This is a genomic window from Butyrivibrio hungatei DSM 14810 (assembly GCF_900143205.1).
Classification (GTDB): Bacteria; Bacillota; Clostridia; order Lachnospirales; family Lachnospiraceae; genus Butyrivibrio; species Butyrivibrio hungatei.
Window position 1 is genome coordinate 81,895 of the sequence record NZ_FRDH01000007.1, and the last position, 16,355, is coordinate 98,249.

General features: G+C 39.7%; 13 protein-coding genes and 1 other annotated feature. All 13 genes read right to left on the bottom strand.

Going from position 1 to position 16,355, the window contains the following annotated elements:
- Positions 1–16: 16 nt before the first annotated feature.
- Positions 17–262 (bottom strand): hypothetical protein, encoded by a 246-nt coding sequence (locus BUA02_RS09390; protein WP_072703293.1) that lies wholly within the window; start codon positions 260–262, stop codon positions 17–19.
- A gap of 17 nt (positions 263–279) precedes the next feature.
- Positions 280–1,221 carry a GDSL-type esterase/lipase family protein gene (locus tag BUA02_RS09395; protein WP_072703295.1) on the bottom strand — a complete coding sequence of 314 codons (942 nt, stop codon included), beginning with the start codon at positions 1,219–1,221 and terminating at the stop codon, positions 280–282.
- Between the two features lie 14 nt (positions 1,222–1,235).
- A complete protein-coding gene (locus tag BUA02_RS09400) occupies positions 1,236–2,588 on the bottom strand; it encodes an MBOAT family O-acyltransferase (RefSeq protein WP_083572719.1) in 1,353 nt (450 codons plus the stop codon).
- 39 nt (positions 2,589–2,627) lie between these two features.
- On the bottom strand, positions 2,628–4,046 hold the full coding sequence (locus BUA02_RS09405) for a tetratricopeptide repeat protein (RefSeq protein WP_072703298.1): 1,419 nt from the start codon (positions 4,044–4,046) through the stop codon (positions 2,628–2,630).
- A 2-nt stretch (positions 4,047–4,048) separates the two neighbouring features.
- On the bottom strand, positions 4,049–4,213 hold the full coding sequence (locus BUA02_RS15875; RefSeq protein ID WP_176764346.1) for a hypothetical protein: 165 nt from the start codon (positions 4,211–4,213) through the stop codon (positions 4,049–4,051).
- Positions 4,214–4,229: 16 nt separating this feature from the next.
- Positions 4,230–5,609 carry a bifunctional folylpolyglutamate synthase/dihydrofolate synthase gene (locus tag BUA02_RS09410; protein ID WP_161487291.1) on the bottom strand — a complete coding sequence of 460 codons (1,380 nt, stop codon included), beginning with the start codon at positions 5,607–5,609 and terminating at the stop codon, positions 4,230–4,232.
- A 271-nt stretch (positions 5,610–5,880) separates the two neighbouring features.
- Positions 5,881–8,553 carry a valine--tRNA ligase gene (locus BUA02_RS09415; RefSeq protein WP_072703300.1) on the bottom strand — a complete coding sequence of 891 codons (2,673 nt, stop codon included), beginning with the start codon at positions 8,551–8,553 and terminating at the stop codon, positions 5,881–5,883.
- Positions 8,554–8,628: 75 nt separating this feature from the next.
- Positions 8,629–8,908, bottom strand: a binding site (T-box leader).
- A 41-nt stretch (positions 8,909–8,949) separates the two neighbouring features.
- On the bottom strand, positions 8,950–10,590 hold the full coding sequence (locus BUA02_RS09420) for a tetratricopeptide repeat-containing diguanylate cyclase (RefSeq protein ID WP_083572720.1): 1,641 nt from the start codon (positions 10,588–10,590) through the stop codon (positions 8,950–8,952).
- Positions 10,591–11,040: 450 nt separating this feature from the next.
- Positions 11,041–11,661, bottom strand: coding sequence for a helicase C-terminal domain-containing protein (locus BUA02_RS16185; RefSeq protein ID WP_330393337.1), 621 nt, complete (start codon positions 11,659–11,661; stop codon positions 11,041–11,043).
- A complete protein-coding gene (locus BUA02_RS09425) occupies positions 11,600–13,495 on the bottom strand; it encodes an ATP-dependent DNA helicase (protein ID WP_330393338.1) in 1,896 nt (631 codons plus the stop codon). Before BUA02_RS09425 ends, BUA02_RS16185 begins: the two co-directional genes overlap by 62 nt.
- 105 nt (positions 13,496–13,600) lie before the next feature.
- A complete protein-coding gene (locus BUA02_RS09430) occupies positions 13,601–13,831 on the bottom strand; it encodes an HPr family phosphocarrier protein (RefSeq protein ID WP_071175464.1) in 231 nt (76 codons plus the stop codon).
- 84 nt (positions 13,832–13,915) lie between these two features.
- The gene (gene asnA / locus BUA02_RS09435; RefSeq protein ID WP_072703306.1) at positions 13,916–14,926 is read right to left on the bottom strand and encodes an aspartate--ammonia ligase; all 1,011 of its coding nucleotides are present in this window, start codon (positions 14,924–14,926) and stop codon (positions 13,916–13,918) included.
- A 52-nt stretch (positions 14,927–14,978) separates the two neighbouring features.
- Positions 14,979–16,319, bottom strand: coding sequence for a GTPase HflX (gene hflX, locus BUA02_RS09440; protein WP_083572721.1), 1,341 nt, complete (start codon positions 16,317–16,319; stop codon positions 14,979–14,981).
- Positions 16,320–16,355 lie beyond the last annotated feature (36 nt).

Genomic DNA, 16,355 nt, shown 5'->3' on the forward strand with positions numbered 1-16,355 from the left:
CTCCTTATAATACGTTCTACTCTGCCTGGTCTTCACCAAACAAAGCAGTTACATAGAATCCTCTTGCGTTTTCTTCAACCTTGGTCACTACACCTTCTCTTTCCAGCATACGCTCGCGGAAAGGAAAGTTTCCTGACATTGCAAGGGAAGGGTCAATAGTATAGTAATAGTTACTGGGAAGAACGCCTTCTGTCACAGTTACATGATCACCTTCATGTAAAAGTCCCGGTCGTTCCATCTTAAATGTCATTTCTCTAGCCATTTTATCACCTTCTTTTATTACTTAACAATAGCGTGTTGTAGCAAATACTGGTGCCATCTCTCGTAAGAAGAAGCCTTTAAATGAACATCATCAAAGGACAGTTCTGACAAGAGATTTCCATTTTCATCGTCAACCGCTTCATTCATATCAATATAGAAGATTGTCTTATTATCAGCAAACTGAGATAATGCTTCGTTTCTCTCATTGATGTTTGTATTGTTAAAGTGCTTGTCATTATCACTCTTATGGGCTGTTACATGCATGATACCCTGGATATAGATGATTGCATCTGGCTGAAGTTCCCTGATCCTATCAAGAACTTCTTTATATTTATTGCAGAAATATTCTGTATTACCAGTACCAATCTCATTAAGTCCAAGCATGATATATATCTTGGCAAACTGATGCTCTGAAAGTGCCTGATCAACTGTGATCTTTCTGCCATCTTCTGTCTTAACAAATTCCTTGTTCATTGCAGTAAATATAGTAAGTGAAACCTTAGAATAGAAAGTTGCCCTAGAATCAAGCTCCTCACAATACTCTGAAAGACCTACAGTTCTGGAATCTCCAATAAATAGTGCATCACAGAAATAGTCATCTGTTACTTCTGTAAATTCATATGTTACATCCTCTGAATTGCCAGATACGTCATTACCTGAAACATCATTAGCAGAAACATCGGTAACAGGCTCTTCTACAGGTTCCTCTACAGGCTCTGTAACCTCTTCTACATCAATTTCGTCTTCTACTAATTCAATAGGTTCCTCTATAGGAGCACTGCTCCATGGGTATACGCCCTCACTAAGTCCCTTAAAGAAAAGGCTAAGGATTGGCGTGTCAGCTCCCATGCTGATGCTGTACTCCTGATACACAGTATCTTTAAGTCCAAAAGAGATGCCCGATATTAAGATTGTAAATACCACTACTCCAATGAGAAGCGGGCTCTTTTTAAACCACATTTTTTCATCCTATCTTAAAATTTAAAATACATGAATGGATTGCCAGCTGCATTGGACAAGCTAAATATGCATGCCCAGAACAGTATAAATAAAAACACATTTATAACAGGGTGTTTTCTATTTTTTACAAAAAATCTATACAGACCAGTTAAAAGAAGTATGATACCTACAGCAAGGAAGCCGCCATAGATACCAAGATTCTTGATAAAGTCATTCTGGTTGACTGAGATTCCCTCTCCAAAAAATGGGAACAGTCTCTTGAAATAGTCAAGCAGTTGCATAGGATTGGCTATTGCAAATATTACCCATGTAAGTGGGATAAATACTAATACATTTATCTTACCTATGATCTTGCCAAGAGTTTTTGGAAGCTTTGGCATGATCACGAAATGCTCAAGTGCGATAAAAACAAAAAGGATAAGTCCCCACAAAATGAAGTTAAGTGTTACTCCATGCCAAAAGCCCGTAATAAGCCAAACCACAAGGAGATTAAGGAATGTTCTTCCTGTTCCTTTCCTGCTGCCACCAAGAGGAATATAGATATAATCCTTAAACCATGAACCTAAAGTAGCATGCCATCTGCGATAAAACTCAGAAATACTGCCTGAACTATAAGGCTGGTCAAAGTTTGTGATAAATGGGAATCCAAGCATAACGCCTATTCCGGCTGCCATAAGTGAATATCCCCAGAAATCGTAATAAAGCTGAAGTGAATAAGTAACGGCACCAATCCAAGCAAGAGGTGTAGAGATACTCTCATAGCCGATAGTTCCGATATCCTTCCAGAGCATAGCAAAGTGATCTGCAAGAATAACCTTAAAACCAAGTCCAAGAACAAAGAACTTAAGTCCATCCTCAATCTGCTCTAAAATGTCGCCAAACTTCTCTTTGAGCTCTAATCTCTCAAAATCTGAATAACGCATAATAGGACCTGATGTCACCTGTGGAAACATGGTGAAATAGGCCGCAGCGTCTACAAACTTTGGTTCCTTTTCAATTTTACCTTTGTAAATATCCACCTGATAAGAAATCATCTTGAAAGTATAGAAGCTGATTCCTATTGGAAGAAAGGAATTATTGATGAACTGACCTATAAGTTTAAACTCGATCAGCATCAATGCATCAAGACACACAGCAAAGGCAAGAAGAAGCTTTTTCTTCTCACCAAAATTTGCTCTGCCAAATAAATAGTTAACAACTACAGCTCCCAAAAGAGCTGGAAATAATCTGATATCCCCTACTGCATAGAAAGCAAGGCTTCCAATTAAAAGTGTCCACGTTCTATATGTAATGGGAGTCAGATAATAAGCTATAAGAAAAACCGGTAAAAACCTAAAAATAAAAGTTAAATCCGAAAAATTTATCATTTCCCCACTATCAATCCTATATATAAATCAAAAACTACATTAATTGCCGGAGTTGTTGATCTCCGCAAGCTTGGTCTGTGCTGCCTGAGCACTCTGAGTATTAGGGAAGTTATTGACTACAAGGTCATATGATTCCTTTGCCTTGTCAATATCCCCATTTGCATAATACGAATTAGCCAGATAATACAGTGTGTTAACATCGCCACTGTTGTACTGATATGCCTTAGAAAGGTTTGCGATAGCAGTCTCATAATCATCTGACTTATAAGCTTCATATCCTGTATTATAGTAAGATGTCGCAAGTTGTGGTCCTACAAGTGACATTAAGCTGTCATAAAGACTCTTAAACTCAGGAGATACATCATCTCCAATGGCATCAAGGTCTACTTTAGAAAGGGCCTTTGCCATTCCTTCTACATCTGAAGGATTTGCAAGATATATGCTAACAGCCTTCATAAGACTGTTCATAGCTGCTGATGTTGAGTCAACACCCTCATAATCAGTGACCTGAGTCTGAAGAGTGTCGATCTGAGTCTGAAGAGTAGCTATCTGCTGCTCATACTCATTGATCTTGGCTGACTTGGCATCTGATTCTTCACTGATCTGTGTGATCTTCTGCTGATTGCTGGAGTTAATGCTGACGATTCTCTGTGGGAGGATCAAAAAGCATGCAGCTGCAAGACCAAGAACTATTCCAAGAACGATACCCCAAATAGAGCCTGTTCTGGTAATTGCAGACTTCTTGACTGGCTGAATGATCATCTCATTGCCACTATTGTATCTGATAACATCATCACTATCAGCTGCGGCAATGTCTGAAACAAGCTTGCCACTTTCACCTGGAAGCAACATACTATCTGCTTCCTTAAGATATTTCTTGGCAAGAACATTGCCTGTATCAAGCTTAAGTGATTTCTGAGCCTCAATCTTGGCTCTATCCCAGTTACCACCCTTTAAGTATAAAAGGCACAACAAAAGATGCGCCTTAATAAAGCCAGAATTAAGAGACAGCACTTTCTTGAGCTGTATAACAGCAAGGTCAAGACTGTCCTGATGGCAATAATTAAGTGCAATATTAAACTTCTTGATTGTCTGGTTGATATCATCTAACTTGGATGGGCTGTTTCTTACAGTATCCATGTAATAATCAGCAACATTATCCTCTGCTTTTAAGTTCTTACTGATAACCCATTCTGAAAGCGCAGCAACAACCTCCCCGGTCTCATAATAAATAAGGCCTAGAAGGTTTCTGGCATCTATATTATTCTTATCGAGCTTAAGGCTCTGCTTGAGAGCTTCTGTAGCACCTGTTAAATCCCTAACTCCGGCTCTTTCAAGGCCGTCATTGTAATAAACGTTAGAAAGACTCACAAGTCTCCTATAAGTCCTGACATTTGCTCCACATCCTGGGCAGATATCCCCCTTATTAAGCTCTGTCCCACAACGATTACATTTCATTATTACTTTGTCCTTCTTTGATTGTCAGTTCCCTGTCCTGCGTCCTTAAGGAGTCTGACCAAAACATCAGACATATCATCAAGATCCTGATTATAAATAATATCCTCAGCATCCTCTATCTCAAGACTTGGTTTGAATTTTTTTAATTCTTCTTCAAAATTAAGCATAGATAAATCCTCTGCATCACATTATGGCTTTGATCTGTCCTGCAAGATACAGTGATCCAGCGCCAAACACGATGTCTCCTGATTTCCTCATTGTTACTATATCGGTAATTGCATCTCTTACATTGGTATAATATTTGATCGGAACGCCAAAGATATGATGTTCCTCCTTGCAGTCTTCGAAGGCTGTCTTAAGATCAGCAACTGAAACTGATCTGGAAGTCTCTAAGACCGCCACATAGATGGCATCAAATTCACCACTTAAGAGTATTTTGCATATGATGTCCCTGTATTGCTTGTCACCAACTATTCCAAATAAAAGGAGCTTTCTGCCTTCGGATGGAATCTCTTTGACAGTATCAAGGAAAGCCTCCATACCATCTATATTATGAGCACCATCAACGTAGATACCTGGATGGATCTCTTCCATTCTGCCTTCCCACTTGGCACTTAGCAGTCCCTCGCGGATATCAAGTTCAGAGATCTTAGCACCACTATCCCTTAAAAGCTCAGCAGCTGTCACGGCTAAAGCCGCATTTTCAGCCTGATATCTAGCCTCTGTTGATAATTTCAGGTCAACATATTTATCATAAAGGGAATTATATGAAAAAGCAATGTATTTGTTTCCTGATTCGTCTCTGATAGTGCTTACATTTTCAATGTTTTTATCTTCTACCATTATTGCTCTTGTATCCAGTTCAAGAGCCTTGTTTTTGATCGTCTCTGAGCTTTCTTTTTGTTTGTCAAAAAAGACTACTGGAACGCCTCTTTTGATAATTCCTGCCTTCTCACCTGCAATAGCCTCAATGGTATTACCAAGATACTGCATATGATCAAAGCCAATCTCAGTGATGATGCTAAGTACAGGACTGCTGATAGAATTGGTAGCATCAAGTCTGCCTCCAAGCCCTGTCTCTAAAACGAGGTAATCCACTGGATATACATCGTATAAGATCATAGCCATAAAAAAGAGAAACTCAAAATATGTAGGGAAATAATCTTCCTTATCATATTCAAGCACCCTGTTCAAAAGCTCGATAAATACTTCCAGAAATATCTTATCGGAAATATTCTTGCCATCCACGCTAAATCTCTCAGTGATACTGACAAGATGCGGTGAAGTAAAGGTTCCTACGCTGTATCCTGCTGCATTTAAGATATTAGTCACATAGCAGCATACTGATCCTTTACCATTTGTACCAGCCACATGGATGATCTTCATATTCTCATCAGGATTTCCAAGAAATGCTAGAAAATCTCTGGTATCTTCAATTGTATGTTTATCTGTAAATCCGGGAATTTCATTAAGAAAAGACTCACACTCATCCAACGAGATACTTTCTCCGTTGTCAAAGCGTGAAATGAACTCCTCCACTTTCCCTCTAACAATATCTTCCATAGCCATCCCTACTATACGTATACGTCGTAGTTAAGCCCCTCAACTCAACAATATCATTATAACATGTTAATATGATTTTTTTATTTTCTCACAATCACTTCAGACACGCTTTCGCTTAGTAAAAAACGTAACAGTACTAATGCCATAAAAAACATGGCATAAGTACTGACGTTTTTTAATAGTCTGAAGATGTCTTGTGAGATAAATCAAAAAATCATAAGTAAAGGCTGTAAAAATAACTTTTTTTATAGCTGGTTGATCAACTATTAAATCAGCCCTTTAATTGGTTAAGTCTTTCAGTGATCTGATCGTAAGTCTGCTGATACTTCTGCTGCTTTTCTTTTTCTTCAGCGATCTTCTCAGCTGGAGCCTTTGAAAGGAACTTCTCGTTACTGAGCATGTTCTGAGATCTCTTAAGCTCGCCTTCAAGCTTTTTCTGCTCCTTGGTAAGTCTTTCAATCTCAGCTGAAAGATCTACAAGATCAGAGAATGGAATATATACTGTAGCATCAGCAAGTACTACAGATACAGCGTCATCTGCGATTCCTGACTTATCATTCTGACAAGCAGACTCAGATGCATAAGCAAGTGATTCGAAGAAGAGTTTACCAGTTCTAAAGATATCAAGAACGTCTTCCTTATCACTTACAACAAATACTTTAGCCTTACGTGATGGAGCAACATTCATCTGTGTACGAACGTTACGGATTCCACGAACTGCTTCCTTGATAGTCTCAATAGCCTTTTCGTCAGAAGCGAAGTTCCACTCATCCTTGTAAACAGGCCAGTCAGAGATCATAATCGACTCTTCTTCATCCTGCATAGTGCAGAAGATCTCTTCTGTGATGAATGGCATATAAGGATGAAGAAGCTTAAGTGCATTGATAAGAACCGTCTGGAGTGTCCAAAGAGCTGCCTCATGTGATACCTTGTCATCTGAATTGTAGAGACGAGGCTTAACCATCTCAATGTACCAGTCGCAGAACTCATCCCAGATAAAGTCATAAACCTTCTGAACTGCGATACCCAGCTCATACTTATCCATGTTCTCTGTAACATCTTTGATAGTGTTGTTGAGCTTAGAAAGGATCCACTTATCAACTGGCTCAAGTCCTGCAGGCATATCCTGGTGGATAGCACTCTTAGCATCGTCAGCCATGTTCATCATAATGAATCTTGAAGCATTCCATACCTTATTTGCAAAGTTACGGCTATTCTCTACTCTTTCATTATAGAAACGCATATCGTTTCCTGGTGCATTACCTGTAATAAGAGTAAGTCTAAGAGCATCTGCTCCGTAATTCTCAATAATATCAAGAGGATCGATACCATTTCCAAGAGATTTACTCATCTTACGTCCCTGAGAATCTCTAACAAGTCCATGGAAAAGAACTGTGTGGAATGGGTATGTTCCCATGTTCTCGTAACTTGAGAAGATCATTCTGATTACCCAGAAGAAGATAATGTCATAACCAGTTACAAGGACATCTGTAGGGAAGAAATACTTAAGCTCCTTGGTGTCATGTGGCCAGCCAAGTGTCTCAAATGGCCAGAGAGCTGAAGAGAACCATGTATCAAGTGTATCCGGATCCTGTGTAAAGTGAGTTTCTCCGCACTTAGGACAAACTGTAGGAGCTGTTTTGGAAACAACAACTTCTCCGCACTTGTCGCAGTAGTAAGCAGGAATTCTGTGTCCCCACCAGAGCTGTCTTGAAATACACCAGTCACGGATATTATCTGTCCAGTTGAAGTATGTCTTTTCCATTCTAGGTGGAATAAGCTTGATCTCGCCTTCCTTAACAGCCTTAACTGCTGGTTTGATGAGCTCGTCCATCTTAACAAACCACTGCGCCTTGATCATAGGCTCAACAGTTGTGTGACATCTGTCATGTGTACCAACGTTGTGAGAGTAGTCTTCAATCTCAACTAAAAGTCCCATCTCATCAAGCTCTTTTACAATGGCCTCTCTTGCAGCATAGCGATCCATGCCCTCGAACTTACCGCCATTAGCATTGATAGTAGCATCATCATTTAAAATATTGATCTCCTCGAGACCATGACGCTTACCAACCTCGAAGTCGTTAGGGTCGTGACCTGGAGTAATCTTAACTACACCAGTACCAAATTCCATATCTACATAAGAGTCTTCTACGATAGGAAGCTCTCTGTTAACAATAGGTAAAAGAACTTTCTTGCCCTTGAAGCTCTTGTATCTGTCATCATCAGGGTTTACAGCTACAGCTGTATCACCAAGCATAGTCTCAGGACGAGTAGTAGCAAACTCAATGAACTCAGTCTTAGAAACAGAGCCATCCTCATTGATGATAGGATACTTGATGTGCCATAAGTGTCCAGCCTGTTCCTCATACTCAACCTCAGCGTCTGAGATAGATGTCTTACATACTGGGCACCAGTTTACGATACGGCTTCCCTTATAGATATAGCCTTTCTCGTGCATCTTGCAGAAGACCTCAGTAACAGCCTCGTTACAGCCTTCATCCATTGTGAAGCGCTCTCTATCCCAGTCACATGAAGAACCGAGTTTTTTGAGCTGCTGGATGATAGTTCCGCCGTACTCTTTCTTCCACTGCCAAGCTCTCTCAAGGAACTTCTCACGTCCAAGGTCTCTCTTGTCGATACCTTCAGCCTTGAGTGCATCGATGATCTTGACCTCAGTAGCAATAGAAGCATGGTCAGTACCAGGCTGCCAAAGTGCATTATATCCCTGCATTCTCTTATATCTGATAAGGATATCCTGCATTGTGTTATCAAGGGCATGGCCCATGTGCAGCTTACCAGTAATGTTTGGTGGTGGGATCACAATTGTAAAAGGTTTCTTTGTTTCATCTACTTCTGCGTGGAAGTACTTCTTTTCTTCCCATTTTGAGTAAAGACGGCTTTCAATACCCTTGGGATCATAGGTCTTAGCAAGTTCTTTCTTCATAATCCGCTCCTTTATAAAAATGTGTTTTTTGACTGGTTAAAATGTAAATAAAAAAGTCCCTAGCAGCTATTAACTGCTAAGGACGTAATTAACGTGGTACCACCTTAGTTCACAAAGATATACTCTTTGCCTCATTAAGCATCTAAGATAAACTTAAATACTCTATCCGATAACGCAGATAACGCGGGGACACTTATTGATAAATTGCTATGAAAGCCATCATTTCTGAGTGTCCGGTTCAAAAGCTACCTTCCATATCATCACTACCAGCATCCTCTCAGCGAAGCCAACGGCAACAGACGCTTTCTCTTTAAATAGTGTTATGATACGTACTCCTCTTTCTCATAACCTTTATTCTTATAATAGTAAATATAATATTAGTAAAAAAAGATATTGTCAAATATGAGTTGCTTCATCAAGTGATTTCTGAGAAATAACGGCCTTATGAAGAAGGACAACTTCGCCCTTGGAATTTCTTTTCACTTCATAGAGAGCATTATCTGCAGCATACATATAATCCCAGAGCTTATTGGTCTTTCTAGGTATGGAATTACGGATACCCTGAGAGACAGTCACTATTCCAAGATCAGAATTCTTATTATCAATATGCTTCTCTATAACCTTTTCTCTGATGACCCTGGCATAATTCATTACTTCATCATCTGTCATATCTTCATAGATGATAACAAACTCATCACCACCATATCTAAAGCCATGAATACTCTTGTTTTTGTCACTAAGCTCTTTTATGACACCTGCAATATGAGTAAGACAGTCGTCTCCTGCCTGATGTCCATAAGTATCATTAAAATTCTTGAAGTTATCCACATCCATGATCTCAACAGCGAGCGATTTTCCCTCTGAATAAGCTTTTTCAAAGGCGCAGTCTGCATACTTATTAAGCCCATATCTATTACCAAGACCTGTAAGAGAATCTGTGGTTGCCTGCTTTTGAAGGGTTATATTCTCCTTCTCCATGTTGCTGAGCTTATATCGCAATTCTGTAAAGAACTTATAATTTGCCTGTCTCTCTTTTTCCTGCTCAATAGAATATCTGTAGAACTCTTCCAGTGCCTTTACTCTCTCTGCCTCATTTCCAATACTCTCATAGAGCTCACATTTTAATTTTGCGTGTTCTTTCTTTAGATTGTGGATATTTAAATCATTTAAAGATCTCTCTGTATTTTTTACGATGCGGACTACCTCATCTACCCAGCCTATCCTGATAAGGAATCTGCACATACCAAAGATATCTTCCATGTTATCAAGGGGATACTTGTTGTTTTGTATCATCTTAAGAAGCTTGGAGACATATTTTTGGAAATTGACCATATCTCCGATAAAATAATAGCCTCTTGCCCTGATATCTGCTGCAGTTATAGCACTATCACCGCTTATATATTCCTGGTTTACCTTAGGATTTTGCTCAAGGCGGTCTATGGCCATAAGACACTTCTTAACAGAATCCGGTTTAGCAAGCTGCATATAGCAATCAGCTTCAAAGCAATAACAATAAAGAATATTTCTATAATAGAGACTTTCCTTCTCATTTTTCCTGATATTCTTGTAGGCCGATCGTATAGTTTTAAGAGCCTGATTGATATTACCGCTCTCATAATAGATCTGTCCGATATTAAATTCCAAAAAGCCTGGAACGCCGCTATTCTCAAGACCGTCACAACACTTGATTCCTGTTAGGAAGTAATCAAGCGCAAGGTCAGGGCTTCCATGGTTCAAAGAGTCGATTCCAAGGAGGTTATAGCACCTTGCCAGATACTCTTTATCCCCAGAATACTGCAAATATTCAATTGCCTTAAGTAAATTGGTGTTGAATTTACGATAATCCGTACTAACTAGATAGTACGCATCTGCAAGATGATAATAGGCATAACCAAGCAAAGAAGGATCATCAACACTCTTAGCCTTGCGAAGGAAACGGTTGCAGGCATTGATATAGCTGTTGGACATACTCCCTCTATTAGTGAGCAATTCATTATTCAAAGTCTGAACTTCATAGTCGTACTTTTCAATGTTCATGCATTCGCCCCATGGTTAAGCCAAACAAAGACAACAGTTGAATTAAAGCTATTTTACAATATAACGTACACTATGGCAATCAAATAGTCGACATGACATATATGTCATCATTTTTGCTGGTTTACATATATTTATTGACTAAATCAGTCATTGATAAATTTTCACACCGGGATTCGTATATTTTTGTCACCCTTTTTAGATGCCCTATTTTAGCGGTATTTTTAAAACTGTTTTTCGACTAATCCCCAATTTCCACAGAGTTATCCACATGACACATTAGTCATTTATCGAAAACTTTTACATCATTTTTGTGTAAAAACGTCAAATTGAACATTCAATTGCTACAATTTGAACGGTTGTTCGGATTACATAAAATCACAGAATTTAGTTTTATGTAAACCATTATTGAGAATCTTTATTATCATCATTCCAAAATACGGTAATAATCCTCTATGTTTCGCTCCAAAACTGGCTTACAGCGTTTTTGACCGTATTAGTCGAAACCACCTTATAGTTTTTCCACTCTCGTGGAAAAAGTGATCTGTAGGATCCCTGCATGAATCTGTCATCCAAAAGTGCTACAACACCAGTATCTTCCTCGGTTCTGATAACCCTGCCTGCTGCCTGAAGAACCTTGTTCATACCAGGATATCTGTAGGCATAATCGTAGCCATCAACGCCCTTATCATCAAAATAAGCCCTGATTATCTCTCTTTCGTTGCAGACCATGGGAATACCAGGTCCCACAACGATAACGCCAATAAGGCTGTCATACTTAAGGTCTATGCCCTCACTAAATATGCCGCCCATTACGCAAAATCCCAGTATATTCTTGTCTTCCACAACTTCTATGTCCATGTGGATAACTTCATTAAGATCCACATTGTTTCCAATAGAAAACCTGTCAAGGAATGACTCTCTTGCTTCCTCACTCATAAAGCTCTTTTGCACAAGGATCTCAGTTGAAGCTTCATCATAAAAGTTATCTATAAAGGCCTCATGTACCTCATCAAGGAACTGATGGGACGGGAAAAAGATAAGATAATTGCCCCCCCCTGGTGCTGATAACATTATTGATGTACTCTGCGATCCTGAAATACTGCTCATCGCTTCGCATAGAATATCTGCTACTAACATCAGTTCCTATAAAAAGTCCCAGCTTATTCGGGTCAAATATGGACTTAGCATAGATCTCGAAGTCCTCATCAGTTCCCCCAAGAAGTTTTTTATAATATTGGATAGGAAGGAGCGTTGCTGAAAACAATATTGACGCTCTTCCTCTGTCCATGCACTCAGCAAGATTCCTTGATGGATCAATGCAGCTAAGCCTTACCAAAAAGCTTCCATCTTCTGCAAATTCGCTATACATCACATAGTGATCATCCACCTTGTCATATATGGTAAGAAATCTGGACAGATCAAAGTAAAACTCCAGTATTTCATCTCTTCCAGGGCCTTCTGAATGATTTTCAAGATATTCTGAAATAATGCCAGAAAGTCTGTTTAACGGATTTATAAGCTTGTCTATAGATGTCAGTATCCTGCAATCATCACATTCTCTTTTCATCTCCAGCATAGCTTTATTGCACTTATCAAGGTGTCCGGCAATGCTAGGATGGAACTCCTTGATGCTACTCTTAAGTTCCAAAAAGCTCTCTTTTCTAAGGACAGCACTGTACATATCTCTGCCCCTATCAAGGAGATTGTGGGTCTCATCCACTAGGAAGACATAATCTCCCTTGGTACCCTCTGCAAAAAATCTCCTAAGATAGACAAATGGATCAAAAACATAATTATAGTCGCAGACTACCGCATCTGCCCAAAGGCTCATGTCCAGAGACATTTCAAATGGGCATACCTTGTGCTTCTGCGCGTATTCCAATATCTTTTCCCTATCAAAAGAGTCTTCATGGGTCAGCATGTCATAGATTGCATCATTTATCCTGTCGTAGTGGCCATTTGCATATGGACAAGCCTCAGGATTACAGTTTCTTTCCTCTTCTCCAAGGAAGCATATCTTGTCCCTTGCAGTAATGGTCACAGTCTTCATCTTGAGATCCTGGAACTGTCTAAGTGTATTAAAGGCCTCTTCTGCCACTGTCCTTGTGATGGTCTTGGCTGTCAGGTAAAAGAGCTTAGTTATCTTTCCTTCGCCCATGGCTTTGACACTAGGGAACACAGTAGTAATGGTCTTACCGGTTCCAGTTGGAGCTTCCAAAAAGAGCTTTTTGCCGTGGATGATAGTTCTGTATACACCTGCTGCCAGGTCTTTTTGTCCATCTCTATATGGGAATGGAAATTGAACAGCCTTAATAGAGGCGGTCCTGATGTCCTGCCATTCGCATTCAAAGTCAGCCCATTTCTTGTATCTGCCTATAAGGTCATCAAACCAGGAAATTATCTCTTTTGCTGAGAAATTGTAGTCAAAATACTTCATCTCCTCTGTTTCTATGTTGCAATAGCTCATCCTGATATTGATCTCTGGGCAGCCTGTCTCTCTGGCATATATAGCGCCATAGCACTTTGCCTGCGCAAGGTGGGTTGGAACAGGATCCTGCATTTTTTTTAGGTCTCTGTAGGTTCCTTTTATCTCATCTATCAAAGGATTGGCTTTTTTGCCCTCAATAAAGTTCTCCTGGCCATCATATACATCTGTTTCACCAAAGAATTTATCGAGGATTCCGTCTGCTCTTCCTGAGATTACAAGGTCATACTTGTCAGTGCTATATACATATTTAAGTGGTACTTCCGCATGATAATCAGCCCCCATGCTCTTTTGAATCATGCGGTGTATCCTGCTGCCTTCCTGCATAGCATCTGCAGGTGAAGCCTGTATTCTATTATCTAAGCTTCCGCTTCTTAGGATAAACTCCACAAGTCCGCGGACTGAAATCTCTATAGTCATCTATCTTCCTCATAGATAAGGCATTTGGAGCAATAGAAAAGCTCCATGGTATATTGTATACCATGGAGCTTATTCGTACTACAATGAACATTCAATTAAATGATATCAGCAAGCAATTGCGAGAGACTGAAGATACTGCTCGAATTCCTCGTTATATCCGTTGTACTCTACTGTGAGAGCTTTTGTCAGGTCGAGTCCGAAAACTCCAAGAATTGACTTAGCATCAACTACATATCTATTGTAATAAATGTCTATATCAAAGTCGCATTTAGTAGCTGCATTAACAAAGTCCTGAACCTGACTAGGTTTAAGCATAATTGTCTTTTTGCCAAACATAATAGCCACTTCCTTTCTCCATTTAGGACTCATAACAATATATCTTGAAATTGTGTCCATTATGTGAAAAGAGTGTGGATTTTTTTATAACAATTGTATACCATTTTTAGTTGCTTCTTCTACCATCTCATCAGGCCAGATAGAGCACTGAACTTCGCCTATATGGGCCTTTCTAAGGAAGAACATACAGATTCTTGACTGTCCGATTCCGCCGCCAATTGTGTATGGAAGCTTGCCATCAAGGATAGCTTTCTGGAATGGAAGCTTAGCTCTTTCTGTGCAGCCAGCCTTCTCAAGCTGAGACTCCAAAGACTTGGCATCTACTCGGATACCCATACTTGAAAGTTCAAGAGCAATGTCAAGAACTGGATAATAAACAATGATATCAGCGTTGAGTTCCCAATCATCATAGTCTGGAGCTCTTCCGTCGTGCTTCTCACCTGATGCAAGAAGATCACCGATCTTCATGATGCAGACAGCCCCCTTAGCCTTGGCAATATAGTACTCACGCTCTCTTGGTGAATACTCAGGGAACATATCTTCAAGTTCCTGTGTTGTAATAAAGAAGATCTCATCTGGAAGGATTTCTTCGATGTAATCGTACTGAATGGACATGAACTTCTCAGTCTTTCTGAGAACCTTGTATACGTTCTGAACTGTTTCCTTGAGGAAATCGATGTTTCTGTCCTTTTTATCTATAACCTTTTCCCAGTCCCACTGGTCTACGAAGATTGAGTGGATATTATCAGGAACCTCATCACGGCGGATGGCATTCATATCTGTATAAAGGCCTTCACCAACATTAAAGCCGTACTTCTTGAGGGCATATCTCTTCCACTTAGCAAGAGAATGTACGATCTCAGCCTCGCGACCACCCTCATTGAGGATATCAAAAGCAACTGGTCTCTCAACACCATTAAGATTGTCATTAAGTCCTGACTCAGGAATTACAAAAAGTGGTGCTGTAACTCTCTGAAGATTAAGTCTTGTTGAAAGCATACCCTGAAAGAAATCTTTAACAGTCTTGATTCCTACCTGAGTATCATGCAGATCTAGAGCTGATTTGTAGTTCTTGGGAATTTTAAGGTTTTCCATATTCTTTAACGCTTTCCTTTACTAAAATATTCATATTCAATTAAATATCTTTTTAGCCTAGATTGCAAGAAAAAAATTCTTGATATTTAGTGGCATCTGAAGCACTCAACGTAGCTAATATCTTGATCCCTTCAGGAAGATATTCCGTACTCTTTACTATTCCTCTCTCGTTAAAAGAGCTAAGAACAGCCCCTTCAGAATATGGAAGGATGAGTTCATACTCTGCTTCGCTTTCTGAAAGTTTCTTTTCTATAAATTCAATAAGTGTATCCAAGCTGTCGTCAGCCTTGGCTGATATGTATATCCTGTCATCCATCATTCTTGGAACATCCATAACAAGCTGACTATTATCTTTTTGCTGCTCCTGAACCACGTCTGACTTATTAAATACATAAAGAACCGGGATGTCACCAGCACCTATCTCTGTAAGAGTCTCTTTTGTCACATCCATATGGTAGCGGTACTCAGGATCACTAAAGTCGATCACTTCCAAAAGAATGTCCGCAAACTTGGCTTCATCAAGGGTAGATCTAAAGGCCTTAACAAGTGAATGTGGAAGTTCGCTTATAAATCCTACTGTATCTGCCAAAAGAAATGGTCTGCGGCCCGGAGCTGCTATCTTTCTAACTGAAGTATCAAGTGTTGCAAAGAGCATGTCTTTTTCAAGAACCTGCTTCTCATCATAGGCATCACCGCCATAGAGCCTTAAAAGATTGTTCATGATCGTTGATTTGCCGGCATTGGTGTATCCAACCAGGGATATACGCGGCATGCCGGAATTTATGCGTTTTCCTCTCTGAGTCACACGCTCTTTTTCAACAGCATCAAGTTCCCTTCTAAGCTCAGCCATACGATGCTCGATCCTACGTCTATCAAGTTCAAGCTGTTTCTCACCAGAACCTTTGTTGGATAATCTTCCGCTACCGCCACCCTGCCTTGAAAGAGCTTTTCGCATATGAGCAAGTCTAGGCAGCATGTATTGGAGCTGCGCATACTCAACCTGAAGTCTAGCTTCTCTTGTTTTGGCGCGCCTTGCAAATATCTGAAGGATCAGTCCTGTTCTGTCTATAACCTCTGTATCCAGCGCCTTTTCAAGGTTTCTTAGTTGCATTGGTGAAAGAGTATCATTAAAGATGATGATATTTGCATCAAATACATCAAGAGAGGATCTTACTTCCTCAACCTTACCGCTTCCAATGTAGGTACTTCTGTCTGGACTTGGAAGAGCCTGGGTAACAGTACAGACCGCGTCTATATCTATAGCCTTAGTGAGCTCTTTTAACTCATCCATAGATCTCTCAAAATCTGATTCACTTCTATTAACATTAAGGCCAACCAAGATAGCCCTTGGATTTGCAGTTTGTTTTATGTTTTCATATATAGTATTTTTCACTTTTTTACCTCCGTGGAGCTATTGACAAACCCCTGG